The organism is Paraburkholderia sp. PGU19, assembly GCF_013426915.1.
Classification (GTDB): Bacteria; Pseudomonadota; Gammaproteobacteria; order Burkholderiales; family Burkholderiaceae; genus Paraburkholderia.
In genome coordinates this window covers 602,636-618,433 of record NZ_AP023182.1, presented here as the reverse complement: position 1 = coordinate 618,433, position 15,798 = coordinate 602,636, and the positions used below count along the sequence as shown (strand labels likewise).

General features: G+C 59.6%; 18 protein-coding genes and 2 pseudogenes. 6 read left to right on the top strand and 14 right to left on the bottom strand.

Annotated features, from left to right (window positions below):
• Positions 1 to 71 precede the first annotated feature (71 nt).
• The 4 genes and pseudogenes from H1204_RS43255 to H1204_RS43240 form a co-directional block, all read right to left on the bottom strand.
• A complete protein-coding gene (locus tag H1204_RS43255; RefSeq protein WP_180736187.1) occupies positions 72 to 1,484 on the bottom strand; it encodes an aspartate ammonia-lyase in 1,413 nt (470 codons plus the stop codon).
• Complete coding sequence (locus H1204_RS43250) at positions 1,477 to 2,460, bottom strand: LysR family transcriptional regulator (protein ID WP_180736186.1); 984 nt, start codon at positions 2,458 to 2,460, stop codon at positions 1,477 to 1,479. Before H1204_RS43250 ends, H1204_RS43255 begins: the two co-directional genes overlap by 8 nt.
• A gap of 68 nt (positions 2,461 to 2,528) precedes the next feature.
• Positions 2,529 to 3,923, bottom strand: a complete 1,395-nt coding sequence (locus tag H1204_RS43245) for an MFS transporter (RefSeq protein WP_180736185.1) — start codon at positions 3,921 to 3,923, stop codon at positions 2,529 to 2,531.
• Between the two features lie 181 nt (positions 3,924 to 4,104).
• Positions 4,105 to 4,338 (bottom strand): annotated as a pseudogene (locus tag H1204_RS43240) (hypothetical protein); the annotation flags it as partial.
• A gap of 157 nt (positions 4,339 to 4,495) precedes the next feature.
• On the opposite strand from H1204_RS43240, the gene H1204_RS52810 reads away from it, so the two are divergent.
• Positions 4,496 to 4,627, top strand: a complete 132-nt coding sequence (locus H1204_RS52810) for a hypothetical protein (RefSeq protein WP_274608289.1) — start codon at positions 4,496 to 4,498, stop codon at positions 4,625 to 4,627.
• 400 nt (positions 4,628 to 5,027) lie between these two features.
• On the opposite strand, the gene H1204_RS43235 is transcribed toward H1204_RS52810, so the two are convergent.
• Positions 5,028 to 5,186, bottom strand: coding sequence for a hypothetical protein (locus H1204_RS43235; RefSeq protein WP_180736184.1), 159 nt, complete (start codon positions 5,184 to 5,186; stop codon positions 5,028 to 5,030).
• 751 nt (positions 5,187 to 5,937) lie between these two features.
• On the opposite strand from H1204_RS43235, the gene H1204_RS43230 reads away from it, so the two are divergent.
• Entirely contained in the window at positions 5,938 to 6,459 is a 522-nt protein-coding gene (locus H1204_RS43230) for a hypothetical protein (protein ID WP_180736183.1), read from the top strand.
• A 138-nt stretch (positions 6,460 to 6,597) separates the two neighbouring features.
• Here the strand turns inward: H1204_RS43230 and H1204_RS43225 are convergent, their stop codons facing one another.
• The 3 genes and pseudogenes from H1204_RS43225 to H1204_RS43215 form a co-directional block, all read right to left on the bottom strand.
• A complete protein-coding gene (locus H1204_RS43225; protein ID WP_180736308.1) occupies positions 6,598 to 7,050 on the bottom strand; it encodes a PRC-barrel domain-containing protein in 453 nt (150 codons plus the stop codon).
• A 148-nt stretch (positions 7,051 to 7,198) separates the two neighbouring features.
• A pseudogene (locus H1204_RS43220) lies at positions 7,199 to 8,285 on the bottom strand (IS630 family transposase).
• A gap of 110 nt (positions 8,286 to 8,395) precedes the next feature.
• Positions 8,396 to 8,653, bottom strand: coding sequence for a hypothetical protein (locus H1204_RS43215; protein ID WP_180736182.1), 258 nt, complete (start codon positions 8,651 to 8,653; stop codon positions 8,396 to 8,398).
• 113 nt (positions 8,654 to 8,766) lie between these two features.
• Here H1204_RS43215 and H1204_RS43210 point away from each other — a divergent pair, with 113 nt between their 5' ends.
• Positions 8,767 to 9,468 carry a TetR/AcrR family transcriptional regulator gene (locus H1204_RS43210; protein ID WP_180736181.1) on the top strand — a complete coding sequence of 234 codons (702 nt, stop codon included), beginning with the start codon at positions 8,767 to 8,769 and terminating at the stop codon, positions 9,466 to 9,468.
• 229 nt (positions 9,469 to 9,697) lie between these two features.
• Here the strand turns inward: H1204_RS43210 and H1204_RS43205 are convergent, their stop codons facing one another.
• The 4 genes from H1204_RS43205 to H1204_RS43190 form a co-directional block, all read right to left on the bottom strand.
• Entirely contained in the window at positions 9,698 to 10,048 is a 351-nt protein-coding gene (locus H1204_RS43205) for a hypothetical protein (protein WP_180736180.1), read from the bottom strand.
• A gap of 139 nt (positions 10,049 to 10,187) precedes the next feature.
• A complete protein-coding gene (locus H1204_RS43200) occupies positions 10,188 to 11,024 on the bottom strand; it encodes an FTR1 family protein (RefSeq protein WP_180736179.1) in 837 nt (278 codons plus the stop codon).
• A 12-nt stretch (positions 11,025 to 11,036) separates the two neighbouring features.
• A complete protein-coding gene (locus H1204_RS43195) occupies positions 11,037 to 11,375 on the bottom strand; it encodes a cupredoxin domain-containing protein (protein ID WP_180736178.1) in 339 nt (112 codons plus the stop codon).
• Between the two features lie 325 nt (positions 11,376 to 11,700).
• Positions 11,701 to 11,895 (bottom strand): hypothetical protein, encoded by a 195-nt coding sequence (locus H1204_RS43190; protein ID WP_274608290.1) that lies wholly within the window; start codon positions 11,893 to 11,895, stop codon positions 11,701 to 11,703.
• A gap of 69 nt (positions 11,896 to 11,964) precedes the next feature.
• Here H1204_RS43190 and H1204_RS43185 point away from each other — a divergent pair, with 69 nt between their 5' ends.
• From H1204_RS43185 to H1204_RS43175, 3 genes are read left to right on the top strand one after another with little or no spacing between them, the layout of a single operon-like run.
• A complete protein-coding gene (locus H1204_RS43185; RefSeq protein WP_180736177.1) occupies positions 11,965 to 12,570 on the top strand; it encodes an IS607 family transposase in 606 nt (201 codons plus the stop codon).
• Positions 12,567 to 13,775: an RNA-guided endonuclease TnpB family protein gene (locus tag H1204_RS43180; RefSeq protein WP_180736176.1), complete on the top strand. Its 1,209-nt coding sequence runs from the start codon at positions 12,567 to 12,569 to the stop codon at positions 13,773 to 13,775. Before H1204_RS43185 ends, H1204_RS43180 begins: the two co-directional genes overlap by 4 nt.
• A gap of 37 nt (positions 13,776 to 13,812) precedes the next feature.
• Positions 13,813 to 14,286 (top strand): hypothetical protein, encoded by a 474-nt coding sequence (locus tag H1204_RS43175; RefSeq protein ID WP_180736175.1) that lies wholly within the window; start codon positions 13,813 to 13,815, stop codon positions 14,284 to 14,286.
• A 21-nt stretch (positions 14,287 to 14,307) separates the two neighbouring features.
• On the opposite strand, the gene H1204_RS43170 is transcribed toward H1204_RS43175, so the two are convergent.
• Positions 14,308 to 14,607: a hypothetical protein gene (locus tag H1204_RS43170; protein ID WP_180735494.1), complete on the bottom strand. Its 300-nt coding sequence runs from the start codon at positions 14,605 to 14,607 to the stop codon at positions 14,308 to 14,310.
• Between the two features lie 14 nt (positions 14,608 to 14,621).
• Complete coding sequence (locus tag H1204_RS43165) at positions 14,622 to 15,704, bottom strand: IS630 family transposase (protein WP_180735493.1); 1,083 nt, start codon at positions 15,702 to 15,704, stop codon at positions 14,622 to 14,624.
• Positions 15,705 to 15,798 lie beyond the last annotated feature (94 nt).

Here is a 15,798-nt window from a genome sequence, read left to right as displayed (position 1 = left end):
TCGTTCGAATTGATCCAGAAACAGACCGGCCCCAAAACCATCTCAGAGCCTGCTTTTCACACATCGTTGGGTCAGGCTTCGAACACTGGATACGATGCCTTGCGGATCGCAGCGATCGCGTCATCCCGTGAAAGCACGCCGGACTCAGCCAGAATAGCGATCAGTGAGCGACCCTCGGCGACTGATTGTCTTGCGAGCTTGCTCACGCGAGCATAGCCAATTCTGGGAACTAGCGCTGTCGCAACCGCCATCGATTCCAGCAGATGCTTCTCGTTGCGTGCCGCGTCAGCCTCGACACCCTTCACACACTTTTCGCCAAAGCGCCGAATACCGTTGGTCAGCAACGCGATGCTGTCGAAAACACGGGAAGCGACAACCGGCTCGAAGTGATTGATTTCCAGTTCGCCGTATTGAACGGCCTGCGCAACAGCGACGTCGTTACCCACGACTGCGAAGCTCAACTGGATCATCGCCATCGGCAGCACCGGATTGACCTTGCCGGGCATGATCGAAGAGCCCGCCTGCGCCTCCGGTAATTTCAACTCTCCAAGTCCTCCGACTGGACCCGATGACAGCACCGTCAAGTCCGAAGCGATCTTTGCAAGAGACACCGCGCACGTGCGAAGTTCAGCTGAGACGCGAGAGAATACATCCATGTTCTGCATGGCATCGAAGGAATTGGCGGGTGCCTGATACTCCACGCCCGTGACGCGCTGCAAATGCGCGTATACGGCTGCGCGATAACCCGCCGGTGCGCCAAAGCCCGTACCGATCGCCGTGCCGCCGAGCGGTAGCGTGCGCAGCTTGTCGCGAACTGCGACGAGTTCTCCGGCCAGACGTTCAGTCAGAGCCGCGTAGCCGCCAAAAAGCTGACCGAGACGCATCGGCTGCCCATCCTGCAGGCAGGTCCGGCCCAGATGCAGGATATTGGCGAAGTCCGTCGCCTTGCCCTTGAACAGGGCCGCGAGTTGCGTGACCTCGCTGATGAGCGTACCGAGCATCGCGTGGGTCGCGATCTTCAAGGCGGCGGGATACGCATCGTTGGTCGACTGCGAGCCGTTCACATGATCATTCGGATGAACGACCTCATACGTTCCAACAGTGTGCCCGAGAATCTGCTGTGCGCGATTCGCGATGACCTCGTTGAAGTTCATATTGGTCGATGTGCCACCCGAACCTTCCATCAGGTCGACCACGAGCGAGGCGTCGAAACGCCCGTCGATCACTCCCTTGCACGCGGCAATGATAGCCTCGCACTGCTCGCCCGTGATGACCTCGTTGTCGCGATTCGCCAATGCAGCAGCCCATTTGACCTGCGCAAAAGCATCGCGAAACGCGGGATAGTGGGCAATGGTCAACGGTGAAACCGTGAGATTCTCGACGCCGCGAACCGTGTTCACGCCATACAGTGCGTCGCCGGGAATCGTCACTTCACCCACATAGTCACGTTCAATGCGAGCTTCGCCCTGAGCAAGCTTATTCATAGAGATTCCTTCTACCAACGGTAACAAGTTGTTCAATGCCCCCGCCGAGCGCTGTCAGTCTCGGCAGGAACGATGTTTCGATAACTTCGCGCGCTGTGTCGCACGCGTCGTCGAAGAAAACGTTGTATTCGTCACGGCGTGCGACGAGATACAGCGAGCGCTCCAGGCCCATGTTCTCGACGACATGGGTGGCAACATTGCCAGCATGTGTCACGCCCTGAAGATGGCACATCGGCGACGTAATGGCCCAGCCGATTCCTTCCGCTACCATCGAGGTCAGTGCATCGGCGTTGTCCAATTCGAGCCTGTTCGGTGCGCGTATCTCGATGCGCCGGAGGTATCGTTCGATCTGCATGCCCACCTGAGAAGTCCGGTTAAATCTCACGATGGGCAAGCTGTTGATCAGGGTGCGTAGGTCGTCGATGCTCTTCACGGGCGTTCTGAGGTTCTTGGGCGTTATGACGAAGTACCGCTCGCAGAAGAGCTTGTACCTGACGACGTCATTGGCGTCGATCAGCGGGTCGCTCGTGACGATCAGATCGAGGTCGCGGCGCAGAAGCGCTTCGCCCTGTTGCGGACTCAGGCCCGTACGAATCGACAGTTGCGACACTTTGCCTAGCAGCTTCTTCGTAAAAACCGAACCGCACGTAGACGCAAACGAATCGACCAGTCCGATGCGCAGATCGGGCTTGATGCCTCGTCCTGCTTCGACGACCTGCGCCTTCAGATTGGCGATTTCTTCGCTTAGCACGGCCCCCCGGTTTCTCAGTGCAATGCCGAACGGCGTCAGCGCCATCGGGCGCGTTGTGCGGTTGACCAGCACGACACCGAGTTCATCTTCGAGCTGCCGGATGATCTGCGATACGCCCGACTGCGAGATGCCCATCCTGGTTGCTGCCGCAGACATGCTTCCCTCTTCCGCGACAGCGACGAAGACCTGTACAGCATGCATATCAATGGGTTTGTTCGACGGCATGTCGCGTCCTGATGTGAGTGCGCTTACCTATCGTCCCGCAACTGGTGCGCCGTCTACTTCCGGGATCGTCACAGGTGCGTTTTGCTGCCACCCGGCGCCGAGGTCGCGAACGTTGCTTCATGGTGTCCTGTAGCGTCTACCTGATCGTCAGCAACTCTGTCCGATTTCACATCGGAAAGATTCTCGCTGCCCGTTTCGGGCGCCATGACGTGGCAGAAGACACCGCCGAATAGCAGTACCGCGACACAGACACCCAGCGCTGCATGAATACCGACCTGCTGTACAGCAATCGGCAGCAGGAACGTGCTGATGGCTGAACCAAAGCGGCTCGATGCAACCGCGAGACCCACACCCGATGCACGAAGGTGCGTTGGAAAGAGTTCGGGCGGATAGACGAATTCGAGGTTCGCTGCCGCCGACAGAACGCACGCGAAGAGGCCGAAGACGATCATCGTGCCGATCGGCCCGAAGCTCGCGTAAGTCAGTACTGCGAGGCCAAGCGCCGCGAGATAGAAGGTTCCAAGGAGAAACGTGCGGCGCGAGATCCTGTCGATCAGTAGCAGACCGATCGCTGCGCCAGCGAGAAGCAGGACGTTATAGACGAGGCCGCCCACGAATTTGTCCTTGACGTGCAGAGCTTCGAGGACTTTCGGCGCGAACGTACCCAATGCAAAGTATGGAATGACCTGACAGGTATAAAAGACGCAGCCGACCAGCGTGTTCTTGCGCCACCGGGGCGAGAACAGCTGCGACCATGCTCCCTGACGTTGCTGCGGCGCTACTGTTGCCGAGAGCGTGACTTCCGGGCCGAATCTGCGACGGACAATGGCAAGCGCTTCGTCACCGCGCCCCCGTTTCATCAGCCACATCGGCGATTCGGGAACGATCAGGCGGAACGGGAGAATCAACAGTGCGGGGATTCCGCTGGCCGCGAGCATGATCCGCCACGCGTCGGGGCCGATGTCGCGCATGGCGAACCCGGCGAGATATGCGCCGACATAGCCTGCGGCCCACGCTGCTGCGAGCACGCTCAGCAAACGGCCACGATAACGGCGCGGCGAGTATTCGGTCACGAGGGACTTACTCACCACGTAGTCGGCACCGAGAATGAGCCCGAGTAAAAGCCGCAAGACGAGCAACTGCGATGGCGATGTCACAAAATACTGCGCAGCAGAGACGACCGTGAACAGCAGCATGTCGTACGCGAAAATCGTCCGACGGCCATATTTGTCCGCAATCGGGCCGGCCAGCATGCTGCCGAAAAACAGGCCCGCAAGCGATGCCGCGCCGAGCAGGCCCATCCACAGCGCGTCGAGATGCAGCGGCACGGCGGCCATGCTGACCGCGATGCCGATGATGCCGAGCACGAAGCCGTCGCTGAACTGACCGCCAGTTCCACTGAACGCGACGCCCACATGAAATGGGCGAAGCGGCAAGTCTTCGAGTAAAACCTGTTTGTTCACAATCGTCTCCTGTCTCCGGTTTGGTGCTTGTGTCGATGCACCTTGGGAACCAGTGTAGGGCGGCGAATTCAAGAAAACAGCAGGTCAGTCAACAGTATCACTAACTCTAATACTACGCGTTAGCAAGGCTGAAACATGCGACGCCTTCGCACATCGCGGCGATCTTCGTTATAGCGAAGGTCAGTAACAGGGCGCAGCGAATCTGGACGAGCGTCAATGGCTGCCGGTAGAACTGAAAGACGAGCGGCGGTCCGGAAACCCCGAAAAGGTCGCTCAGCAGGCCACCGAATACGCCGCTCACGAAAAAGCTGCGGTCGTCAGAGCGGCGCTGCAATGGTGTGGGTTGAAGCGCGGAGCACAGCCCGCCGTACAGCACGACGGCGCCGAGCAGAAGCTGCAGTACGCCCGATGCCGACGTGCCATGCCGCTTATCGCCGTGTCGCTGTTCAAAGCGATCGGCATGGTACAGCGGGCCGCTGATCTCTTCGATGAGCGCGTGGTGCGTCCGCTGAAGGCGAATCAGGCTGCAAGCGAGGGCCATTTGCTCGAATCGACGGCGATTGCACCAGTCGGTGAAAGCGAAGGTCGGCTATGTTCGGGCTTCGGCGCTGGTCAATCAGGCTGCGGCATCCGAGCAATCGCTGCTGGAAAAGGTGGTCAATGACGGCGTGGCAAGCAAGGAGGAAATGCTTGAACAGTGGTGATTGATGTTGCAGCCATAGTCAGCAACTTACCGACAAGGAAATGAGAGCGGGTTCCGCAGGTCAGGTGCGTTCGACGCTGCCTGACCTGATAGGCACCTTGCGCCGATGATGGGAGAAATCGCATGACCCGCATTGCGCAAGTAACCCGGCGCGAGTTTGGTCAATGGAGCCCCGTCGCCGCGGGCGTATGTATGGACGCCGGCCACGCCTGGCCGCCCCAATACTCGCGGGCAATGTAATAGCAGAAAAGGCATTGGCCGCCGGACGATGTTTAACTGCTCGACTCGGAACCGACGCGGCCTTCGTCGGCGCCTTTGCTGGTAGTAGCAGTATGTGAAGTACGTCGAGTCGATCGGCTTCGCCTGAAACGGAAACGCCCCGTTTCTGGGGCGTTTCCGTTTCAGGCTTTCGACTTGGACTTGGGGCGCTGCTTGGCCATTTGAGGGCTTTTCTCGCCCTGCGCCTTTCCGGCGCCCTTCGCCGGCGAGGCTACCTTCTTCTTGCTCGACATCTCGGCTTCAGCCCCGTGAGCAGGCGAGGCCTTTCTGGGCGACGGCATGATGTACTCCTTATGTCTTGTGCCGTTATGGCACTTTCCACAATAGGTGGTGTATTGGCGAGAATCAAGAGTCGAAAGAATGACGATTAGCCGTCGTCGGCGTCGCGGCGCTGGTCGCTCAATACTTCGTCCCGCCGTTTTACGTGTTGTTGGCGTCAGGTGTGGTGGGCACGCTGTTTCCGAGAAAAGCATGAACGCGTTCGGTCTGTTTCTCGTGCTGCTCAAGGCGACGCTGACTAGCTTCGCCGGTCTGGCCTCGATTTCTGTCGTTCGCGACGAACTGGTCGTGCAGCGACACGCGTTCTGACTGATGCCCAATCGAATGAGACTGTCGTAGTCACGCGAAGCACGCCTGATCGGACTCTACGTGGTCGCAGTCGGCTATCAAGCGACGGGGACTACCGGCGCCATTGCCGGATGGGCGGCCATGACAGCGCCGGGCCTCGCCGTGATTCCACTCCTTGTGGTGTTTCGACGGTATCTCCGCCATCCCCGGGTTCGTTCCGGGCTTCAGTGCATCGTCATTGCGAGCGCAGCGCCTCAATGGTCGTTCATGCGCAGGCACCTTCAGTTCCATGGCCTGGCCATTGAAGGTATCGACACGGAGATTGGCCGGATACGAAAGCAGATGGCAGACAGACAGGCGGCTTCGTCGACTGATGCCGGCACGTGAGACCGCGCGCTCCTGCTGAACACGCAGCAAGACCGGCGAGTATTATTGGGCTGGAACGCAACGGAAGGAGATACGGCAATGGACGACCGATTTGACCGACGCGAACTGCTGTTGCACCTGGGGGATATGCTCGAAGCTGTGAGCTGTCTCAGCAAAACCGGACAGCCGGACACGCCGGTCACGCAACTCGCGGCACAACAGGAATCGCTTGAAACCTTCGTCTTCCTCCGCATGGTTGCGCCGAGGATGACAGCGGCCGAATTTGGCGCACGCGTCGCCAGCGCGTTCTTCCTATGGCCCAAGGAACTGCTCGAGGCAGACCTTAACCGCGAGGCGCTTGCGTCGACCGTTCAGCACGACCTGTTTGATGGCGACACTTATGGCTGGAAAGCATATGCCGCTCATATGCAGAAGAAGGTAAGCTGGTTTGGGACCGGGCTTCCCGAGCTGAAAAGCGGCACTTCGGAAGAACTGGCGGCCATCACCTTTGACGACGCAAGCCCGGTCGAAGATTCGGTCGAGGCAGCACCGCTCGCTGAGTGGGATGCGCCCGACGAGAAGAAGGGGTGGCCGTGGCCACAGCCAGGCTCAACATCCTGAGGCACTATGGCAAAAAAACCGGCGTCGTCATATGGCGCCGGCCATTGGATTCTGACGTACGAGACTGCCTGGCCACTCAGAATCCATGAGAACTATTCGCAGCTATCGGCGGCGAGGCAGGCGGTTACCGCAGGATTTCTAGCTGTCGCGTCCTTCGCGGATGGCACGGGTAGCGGTCCAGTAGGGTTCGCGGTTGTAATAGTGATGGACCGTGGTGCCCCACTTTTCGTCCGCCATCGAAGGCCAGTGGTCCTTGTCGAAACCGGGCTCATCCTTGAGTCGCTGGGCCGGGATGTCCACGACGAAACATCGGTCGATCGCATCCAGTGTCAGTGCGCTCCACGGGATAGCGTGCAGCGTATGACCGAGGCCGAGGAATCCCCCGGTCGAGAGGACTGCATAGGCAATCCGTCCGCTTCGCACGTCCAGCATGAGGTCGGTTATCTTGCCCACGTGTTCGCCGTCGGATGACATGACCTTGTCGCCATTGAGCGTGGTCGCTGCCATCACCTCCGGTCCGGGCCCTGCGCCGCCGGTGCTGCCAACGATTTTCGCGCCGGTACCGGACGGATGCAGGTTGGGCGTAGTCATCATGTGCTCCCGAGGTTGAAACCACCAGAGTGCGCACGCCGCGTGCCCGACCGTAGAATGGTCCGCAATTTATGCGCATGCGCCTGGCAAGCTCTTGCCAGATGTCAGACGCTTGTCTGACGAGGTGGTGCAGTCAGGGTTCGCACTGCTAGTGTCCCGAGTTAGAAATTCGTAGACAAAATCGCTTGACGCTGGAGAGGATGTCGTCGGCCGATTTGGTCCAGTTGAAAGGTCTCGGATCAGTGTTGTTGATCTGGATGTATTGGCGAATCGCCTGTTCAAGTTGCCGGGTGGAGCGATGAGTGCCACGGCGGATGTATGTCTCGCTGAGCGTGGCAAACCATCGTTCGACCTGGTTAATCCACGAAGCAGATGTGGGGGTGAAATGCGCATGGAAACGCGGATGGCGAGCCAACCAGTTATTGATCGAGGGAGTCTTGTGCGTACCGTAGTTGTCCATCACAAGATGGACCTCCAGTTGGGGTGGCACATTGGCCTCGATGGTGCGCAGGAACTGCAGGAATTCACCGCTGCGATGACGCCGATGCAGTTCGCCAATGACTTCGCCCGTGGAGATGTCCAGCGCCGCGAACAGTGTGGTCGTGCCGTGGCGCATATAGTCGTGCCTGCGTCGCTCAGGGATGCCCGGGGCCAGCGGCAAGCATAGGCTGGGTGCGGTCCAGCGCCTGGATCTGGCTCTTTTCGTCCACGCACAACACCATGGCCTTGAGCGGCGGGTCCAGATACAGCCCGACGATATCGCGCACCTTGTCGACGAAAAATGGATCAGTGGAGAGCTTGAAGGTCTCCTGCCGATGCGGCTGCAATCCGAAGGCACGCCAGATCCGCGACACGGCTGTCTGCGACATCACCATCTCGCGGGCCATTGTGCGCGTGCTCCAGTGAGTCGCGCCCGTGGGTACGGATTCGAGCGTGCGTGCGACGACCGCCTCCACCTGCGCGTCCTCGATCGTCCTCGGTGCGCCCGGGCGCGGTGCATCGAGCAACCCGTCCACGCGGTGATTGATGAATCGCGAACGCCACTTCGAAACCGTATGCGAGGTGACACGTTGTCTTGTCGCGACCGTCTTGTTGTCAATGCCCTCGGCGCAAGCCAGCACAATACGCGCTCTCAGGGCAAGTGCCTGTGCCGTCTTGCGTCGCATCGTCAGCGCTACGAGCTGTTCGCGTTCCGACCCACTCAGGACCAGTGGCGCCTTCGGTCTTCCTCTCATCGTTGCCTCGCTTATTTGCGAACCCTGCAACCCAGGTTAGTACACACAACGCAAATAAGGCAATGAATTTCTAACTCGGGACACTAGCGCGCCATTGCTATACAACTGAGTCAGCGTGCCAACGGCTGTGCGAGTGTGCTCGGCAGCGGAGTGCAGCGTGACAGGACGTCTGATGGGTCAGCATACGCAGGCAGGCCTGTTGCCAGGTCACCAAGCGCGGCGAAGAAGTCAGCCGCCGGAAGCGAAGCAATCTCATGCAACCGGCTCAGCACGAGCGAGTCATCAGACCCTGCCGCAAGCTCCTTGCGCAGCATCTCGAACACCGTGAAGACCGCGTCTGCGTGGTTAACGTATTTTCGTTTGTCCATTGGAGCTCGTTCCTCGAAGGCCACATTGTAGCGTCCATGGAAATCGACGGCGGAAGACGCGCATAATGGCGGGGTCACCAAAGCTTTCCACTGCAAAGATGGAGCAGCCGACAATGAACGAACACAAAGTGAAAAGAGACCCAGAGGGCACGCGCCGACGCATTCTGGACGCGGCGACGCAACAGTTCTCAGCGCACGGGCTCGCCGGGGCGCGCGTCGACGCGATTGCCTCCGCTGCCGACACGAACGAGCGGATGCTTTATTACTACTTCGAAAGCAAGGAAGGTCTGTACGTCGCCGTCCTCGAGGCCATGTACGTCGAGTTCGCGAATCATGAGGTAAGTCTGGACCTGTCGGGGCTGCCACCAGCAGACGCCATTCGGGCGCTCGCGCGCTCCATTTGGGATTACCTTCGGGCGAACCCCCGGTGGCTGAACCTCATCAACAACGAAAATCTGCACGAAGGGCAATATCTCGAGCGCTCGGCGAAACTGCGAGAGGCCATTTCGCCGTTGATTAGCCTGTTGAGCGCAACCCTGTCGCGCGGCGCAGCTGCCGGGGAATTCCGAGCCGAGGTAGACGCGCTGGATTTCTACGTGACCATGGTCGCCATGGGCTATTACGTGGTTTCCAACCGGTTCACCCTGAAGGCGTTTGTCGGGCGGGACTACTCGGCGCCATCTGCCATCGAGGCAGTGTCCGCGATGCAGGTCGAGATGCTGCTCTCCTTTTTGAGGCCAGCATCGGCAGCCACCTCACTCTACCCTGCGAGCGCTGGCGCTGCTGCACGAGACGATGGGGCAAGAATGAACTGACGGGTAACGGCCCTCACAACGTCGCTCTGAACACAATCAGACGCGGATTCCGCTGGTCCAGGTACAAGGAGGACTGTGCTTTCGGTCGCCTACCCACGGGCAATGGTTGCAAGCAGTCCCTGCGCCGGCAGGGGAAAGGTGGCTCACAGGTATGGCATTGACTTGAGGTGGGCCCGGACAGCCAGCGCCGTTATGGTGTGCGGCCCCGTCAACACCCCAATTCGATTCATCAGCGGTCGCCGCCTGGTGATTCGTGCGAAAACGCTACGGCTTCCTCAAATAATCCGTCAAGCGTATTGAAGGCTGGGCTGGTTGCCGCAAAGGCCAGCCAGTGCCGCGATGACGTCCGTCCGTATGGCTGGAACAATCTGCAGCCGGGCGTTTGCAGCAGTGCGGTGACCGAGAGTTCGGGAAGCCTGAGGGCAATCAGATTCCCACAGGCACAGGCCGTTATTCTCCCGTGCACAGAGAACCCTGTGCAACCAGACATTCTGAGCTCGCTGATATCGCTGAATTTGCCCGCTTCAGCCCTCAACGCGGCCAGCAACCTGGTGTCGTCCTGCTGGATTGATTTCCTCATGGCACGCCCGCTCCACCGGCTAACCGCCCCGCAGACTCGAGCATCGAGTCTTCGCGACGCTGTTCAGCTAAACGGCCCCCGGGCAGCGTTATTCCAGCCATGTGTTGGCCTGACAACATTCGGCGCAACGGAGCGAGGCTTACGCGGGTTGTCGAGGCTGACCAATAGGCGCCCCTGGTCGTCCGACAGTCCGCGCCAATAGCACGATAGTGATAAGCGTGGCGCAGTATGCCGCAATCTGAATGCCAGCCGGACGCGCGGTGTAGCCGACGAGCGTGTGCAGCATTTTGCCGACTATGCTCGATTCCTTGAGAAGCCACGACGTGTCCCAAACGCTGTCTCCCCACGAGGGCAAAATTCCAGCCGAAACCAGAAAACCGATGCCCTGGCTGGCCATCCCCGCCGCAAGCAGGATAATCATCGCGTTGGTCACGGCAAAAAGGCGCTTCAGCGGAATCTGCAGAAGGCCCGCATACATGGCGGCACCAAGGCCGACACCGCCGAAGATGCCCAGCAACCCGCCGGCAATCATCTGAGGCGTCTGCCCCGGGTCGCCAGCCGCGATGCCATACAGGAACAGGACTGCCTCCGAACCCTCGCGCAGCACTGCGACACCCACGACAATCGCGAGGCCGGTAAGCGGTCTGCTGCCTGCTGCGACGGCCTTGCCAACCGCAGAAATCTGCTGCGCCATTTGTCGACTATGCTTGCCCATCCAGATGCTGTGCCACGCCAGCATGACAACCGCGACGAACATGACACACGCGTTGAAGACCTCCTGTCCCATACCGGAGGCCAACGACGAAATGACGTCCGCGAAGACGGCAATGAGGCCGGCGCCAATGACGCCGCCCGCCAGTCCACCACCAACCCACCAGCCCCGGTTAGCGACACCCTCCGTTGCCGCGAGAACAATGGACACGACGAGTGCGGCTTCAAGCACTTCGCGGAAAACGATAAGGGCGGTGGAAAGCATGGTGTTGTTCCGTTACTTGACCGTCAGATGGGTCTTGGATTCGGCTTCGTGATATTCGTCATGGAACTCGTACGTGCCAGCTTTCAGCGGTCCGATGAAAATGTCCGCCTGCTTGCCAGCGGGAATGACCTTTTCGGCCTTGAAATCATCGCTCTCAAACTCTGCAGGCGTCGCATCGAGGTTCTTGACGGTCACCTTCACTTTCTTGCCGGCCGGGATGGTAAGTTCAGCCGGCGAAAACTTGTGGTCCTTCAAGGTCAGGCTGTAGGACTCGTCGGCGGCATATGCCTGAGATGCAGATGCGGTGAGCAGCGCCAAAGTAATGCTGGATACTGTACGGACGAGTTTCATGTGGGGTCAGGGTAATGAGATGAGTTAATAAAAGCGATTCTCGTTATTATCTTCATCTCGCATCGACCGTGAATCGGGATTTTCCATCATTGCCGCCGGCAGCTGCTCCGCGGCGAGCGGCGCTCCTTGACTGTCACATGCTCGAATTCCGAGGTGAGGCCGTCATTTTCTGCGCAGAAGAACGACCTACGTGAATGCCTGGCATCCGGGTGTTCAAAAAGCCTGCCCTGCTGCTCAGGTGCCGCACGGGTATCCCTTGTTCATCGTTACGCGTACGGGCGAAGTCGACATGACACTGACAACCTTGGAAATCGGCAGTTAACCTTCAGAGGACGCCACGAGCAACCGAAGCCACGGGGCGGGACGGCGCTGATTCGCCTGTGGCTATCGCGTCTTGCACTCTACCCACGCGGTTTCGCCCCATCCGTTTTGCCATATATAGAGCTGAGTCCGCCAATTCGAACAGTTCGGCCGCGTCCGATGGTCGTCGCATTTCGCCGTGCGCTACCCCGATACTCAGAGTAACGACACCCAGAGGGTGTGGGGCAGAGTCATGGTTTTCTTACAGAATCTGCTAGAATCTGTTGTTATGGAAAGGAGACTTGTAAAGATTGGTGAAGCGGCGGCGATGTTGGGCGTCGCAATCTCCACCCTGCGGAAGTGGGAGGAGACTGGCGAACTGGTGCCCGCTCGCAAGACGGCGGGCGGCACACGCTATTACGCTGTCTCCGATCTGTTGGGTCTCGGCAATGAGGATGCACCGACGGTCTGCTACGCGCGAGTCTCGTCGCACGACCAGAAAGCGGATCTCGATCGCCAGCATGCGATGCTGGAGAGCTATTGCGCCGCGAAGGGGTGGCGCTGCGAGGTCATCAAGGATCTCGGTAGCGGCATGAACTATCACAAGAAGGGCCTCAACCGCCTGCTCGAAATGATTCTGCGCAAGCAGATGAAGCGCCTCGTCATCACGCACAAGGATCGGCTCCTGCGCTTCGGCTCCGAATTGGTGTTCGCGATGTGCGCGGCGCAGAACATCGAAATCGTCATCATCCACAAGGGCGATCAGCCCTCGTTCGAGGAAGAACTCGCCAGGGACGTGCTGGAAATCATCACCGTCTTTTCGGCGCGCCTGTACGGCTCGCGCAGCAAGAAGAACAGGCAACTGCTCGACGCGCTCGTGCAAGCCGCCAGATGATCCGCGTCCACAGAATCCGCCTCGACCCGACCGCCACGCAAGGCGTGTATTTCGCACGCGCCTGTGGCGTGTCCCGGTTCGCCTATAACTGGGCGTTGGCGGAATGGAAGCGGCAGTATGAGGCCGGCGGCAAGCCGGATGAGGCGGCGCTCCGCAAACAACTGAACGCGATCAAGGCGGCCGAATTCCCCTGGATGGCTGAGGTGACGAAATGCGCACCTCAGACCGCGATCAAGAACGTCGGACTCGCGTTCGAGCACTTTTTCAGGCGCGTGAAGCTCGGCCAGAAGCCCGGCTACCCGCGCTTCAAGCGTAAGGGCATCCGCGACTCGTTCCGTGCCGACAACGGGCCGGCGGATGCGACGAGCCACGCAGTCGAGGTGACCGGCAAGGTGGTCAAGCTGCCGCGCTGTGGCGTCGTTCGCATGCGTGAGGCGTTGCGCTTCGCGGGCCGTGTCAAGTCGGCGACGGTGAGCCGCATGGCCGATGGTTGGTATGTCGCGCTGGCCGTCGAGACGGAAGACCGCCTGACTGCGAAGCAGGACCGTGGCGCCGTCGGCGTCGATCTCGGCGTTACGACGCTCGCGACCTTCAGTGATGGCACGACCGAGCCTGCGTTGAAGCCGCACCGCGCCGGGCACAAGCGCATCGTGCGCCTGTCGCAATCGCTCGCGCGCAAAAAGAAGGGAAGTGCCAACCGGGCCAAAGCGAAAGCCAAGCTTGCCCGGCTGCACTTGCGTATCGCAAACGTCCGCAAGGATGCTTTGCACAAGCTGACGACGACGCTCGCGACGAACTACTCAACGATCGGCATTGAGGATTTGAACGTGTCGGGGATGCTGCGCAATGGCTCTCTGGCGCGCTCGATCGCCGATGCCGGGTTCTCCGAATTCCGTCGTCAACTGGAATACAAGGCCGTAATGACCGGCGCACAAGTGATCGTGATCGACCGCTTTTATCCGAGCAGCAAGACGTGTTCGGGATGCGGGACGATTCACGAAATCACGCTGCGCGACCGCGTGCTGTCGTGCGGCTGCGGTTTAAAGATGAACCGCGACCTGAACGCGGCCATCAACATTCGGCGCCAAGCTCTGGCGTTGCAGTCTGTGGAGAGGAAGGCTCTGGCTGGCGCCTCGGCATCAGTGAAACCGGTCTCGGTGAAGCAGAAAAAGCGAGATGTGCACAGAAATGTGCAGACAGCTTAGAGCGGCTACTTTGGTGGCCCTCCACTCCCCCGAAAGCATGACAAGCGTCACTGGCGTAAATATCAGGAAGCCCAAAGCGTCGGATATCACCCAATTCGAAAACGATGAAAACGGGTGGGTGGGTGGTAAAAATTCCTTGAAGCAGGATAACGGCAACCACGCCAGAAAGCATCGATGCAACTATGCAGGGACCCACTACGAACCGGACAAATACTTTAGGCTGCAGGAGCCCTTTGGCCGATTTCACACTCGGCAGCATAAGTGCCGCAGCGCATGTTTCCACCATTCCTGCCGCGGTAAACGAGAACGCGACGTAGAAGGTCTCGTCGCCCATCAAGTTTCCAAGCACGAGCCCGATGGCTGCACCGACAAGAAAAACAGGCTTGTAGCGTCGCTGGAGCCACATCATGTGGCCAAGGAGAGAGCCGTCGACAATCCATATGGCCACAAGCTCGCCTGCCATTGTCTTCAGCTGCCCACTGATGACGAGAAGCACGAAGGCGGCTACTAGTACAACATCCCGTAATTGGCTTTAATAATTATCTGGCTGTAAATACGGGTGCAGGAGCGTGACGACGACGTCGGCCATCTCCTCGAGCGAACCGGTTCCGGGCAGCGGTTCCCATCGTCCGTTGTGGGTACGGAAGGCGGCGCCATAACGATTGCGGCCGAGCCCGGTGAGGCGCGCCACAACAGTGGGTTCCTCATCGTCCAGACGTTTGATCAGCAGGTGATGCCCGTAGGCTTGCGTAACGATTTGCTCATGGCCGAGCAAGGTGCGTAGTTGACGCTGAAGTTCGGCCGCGTAATGTTTGGTGGGTATGGCTGGCACGTCGGTCCCCTCGATTACGTTGCGCCGGTTTGTAGCGGATAGCCCCGGAAACTCCATTTGAAGGGCCGCGCTGCCTGATTATGCTCACGGACAAACTGCCCGGTGCGCTCGCGCAGGTGCGCGGTGCTGGTATGGCTGGCATGGCGCAATACCCGGCGCGTGTAGCGCGCAAACCATAGTTCGATCTGATTGACCCAACTCGCGTGCAACGGCGTGAAGTGGAAGTGAAACCGCCTGCCGTGTCGCGCATTGAACGCCTGCCAGACGGCCTGGGCGCGATGCGTGTTCAGGTTGTCCCAAACCACGTGCACCTGCTTGCCCGGGTACGCAGCAGCCACGCGCTCCATGAAGGCTACCAGATCGTCCTGGGTACGCCGCTCGCGGCACTCTGCCAGCACCTTTCCGGTATGCACATCCAGCGCGGCAATCAACGCCTGGGTGCCATGGCGGATATATTCAAACTCCCGACGACGCAACCGTCCCGGCGCCGGCGCACGCCCCGAATGCTTGCGCTCGATGGCCTGAATTCCGGTCTTCTCGTCGATGCTGAGCACCACCGCGCTTTTGGGCGCCTTGCGATACAGCTTGCAAATCACATTGACCTTCTCCCGAAAGGCGGGGTCGGGACTGTGTAGCCATTGCTGGACCCGGTGCGGGCGCACGTCGCCGGCCTGCAAGATCCGCTGAACATGGCTACGGCTGATCTGTTCGACGATGCCGCGCTCGATTGCGCGCGCCACAATCTCGTCGAGCGTCGGCGTGACCCGCCCCTGCGGTTCCTGCGCCTCGCATGCCAACGCAATCAATTGCAGTCGTGTTTCCTGCGCAATGCGCGGCGGACGGCCACTGCGCTCACCTTCTCGAATGCCCTGTGCGCCTTGCCGCGCAATGCGCTTGCGCCACGTGCTGACCGTCTGCACCGATACACCGAGCTCTCGCGCAATCACGGTATTCGAGTGTCCCTCATGTGCCCACAACGCAATCCGAGCCCGCATCACATCCCGCTGCGGGGCCGTCTTCTGTGCGATCAGCGACAGGAGTTTCTCTTTTTCTTTCTTCGTCAGCTTCACTGACGTTGCGTGACGGCCTCGACTCATCCCGGCATAATAGCCAAATCGTTTAATTATTCAAGATATTTGCGGGATGTTGTACTAGGCCAACAAGGCCAACGCGGATTAGTGTCCAGAGTTC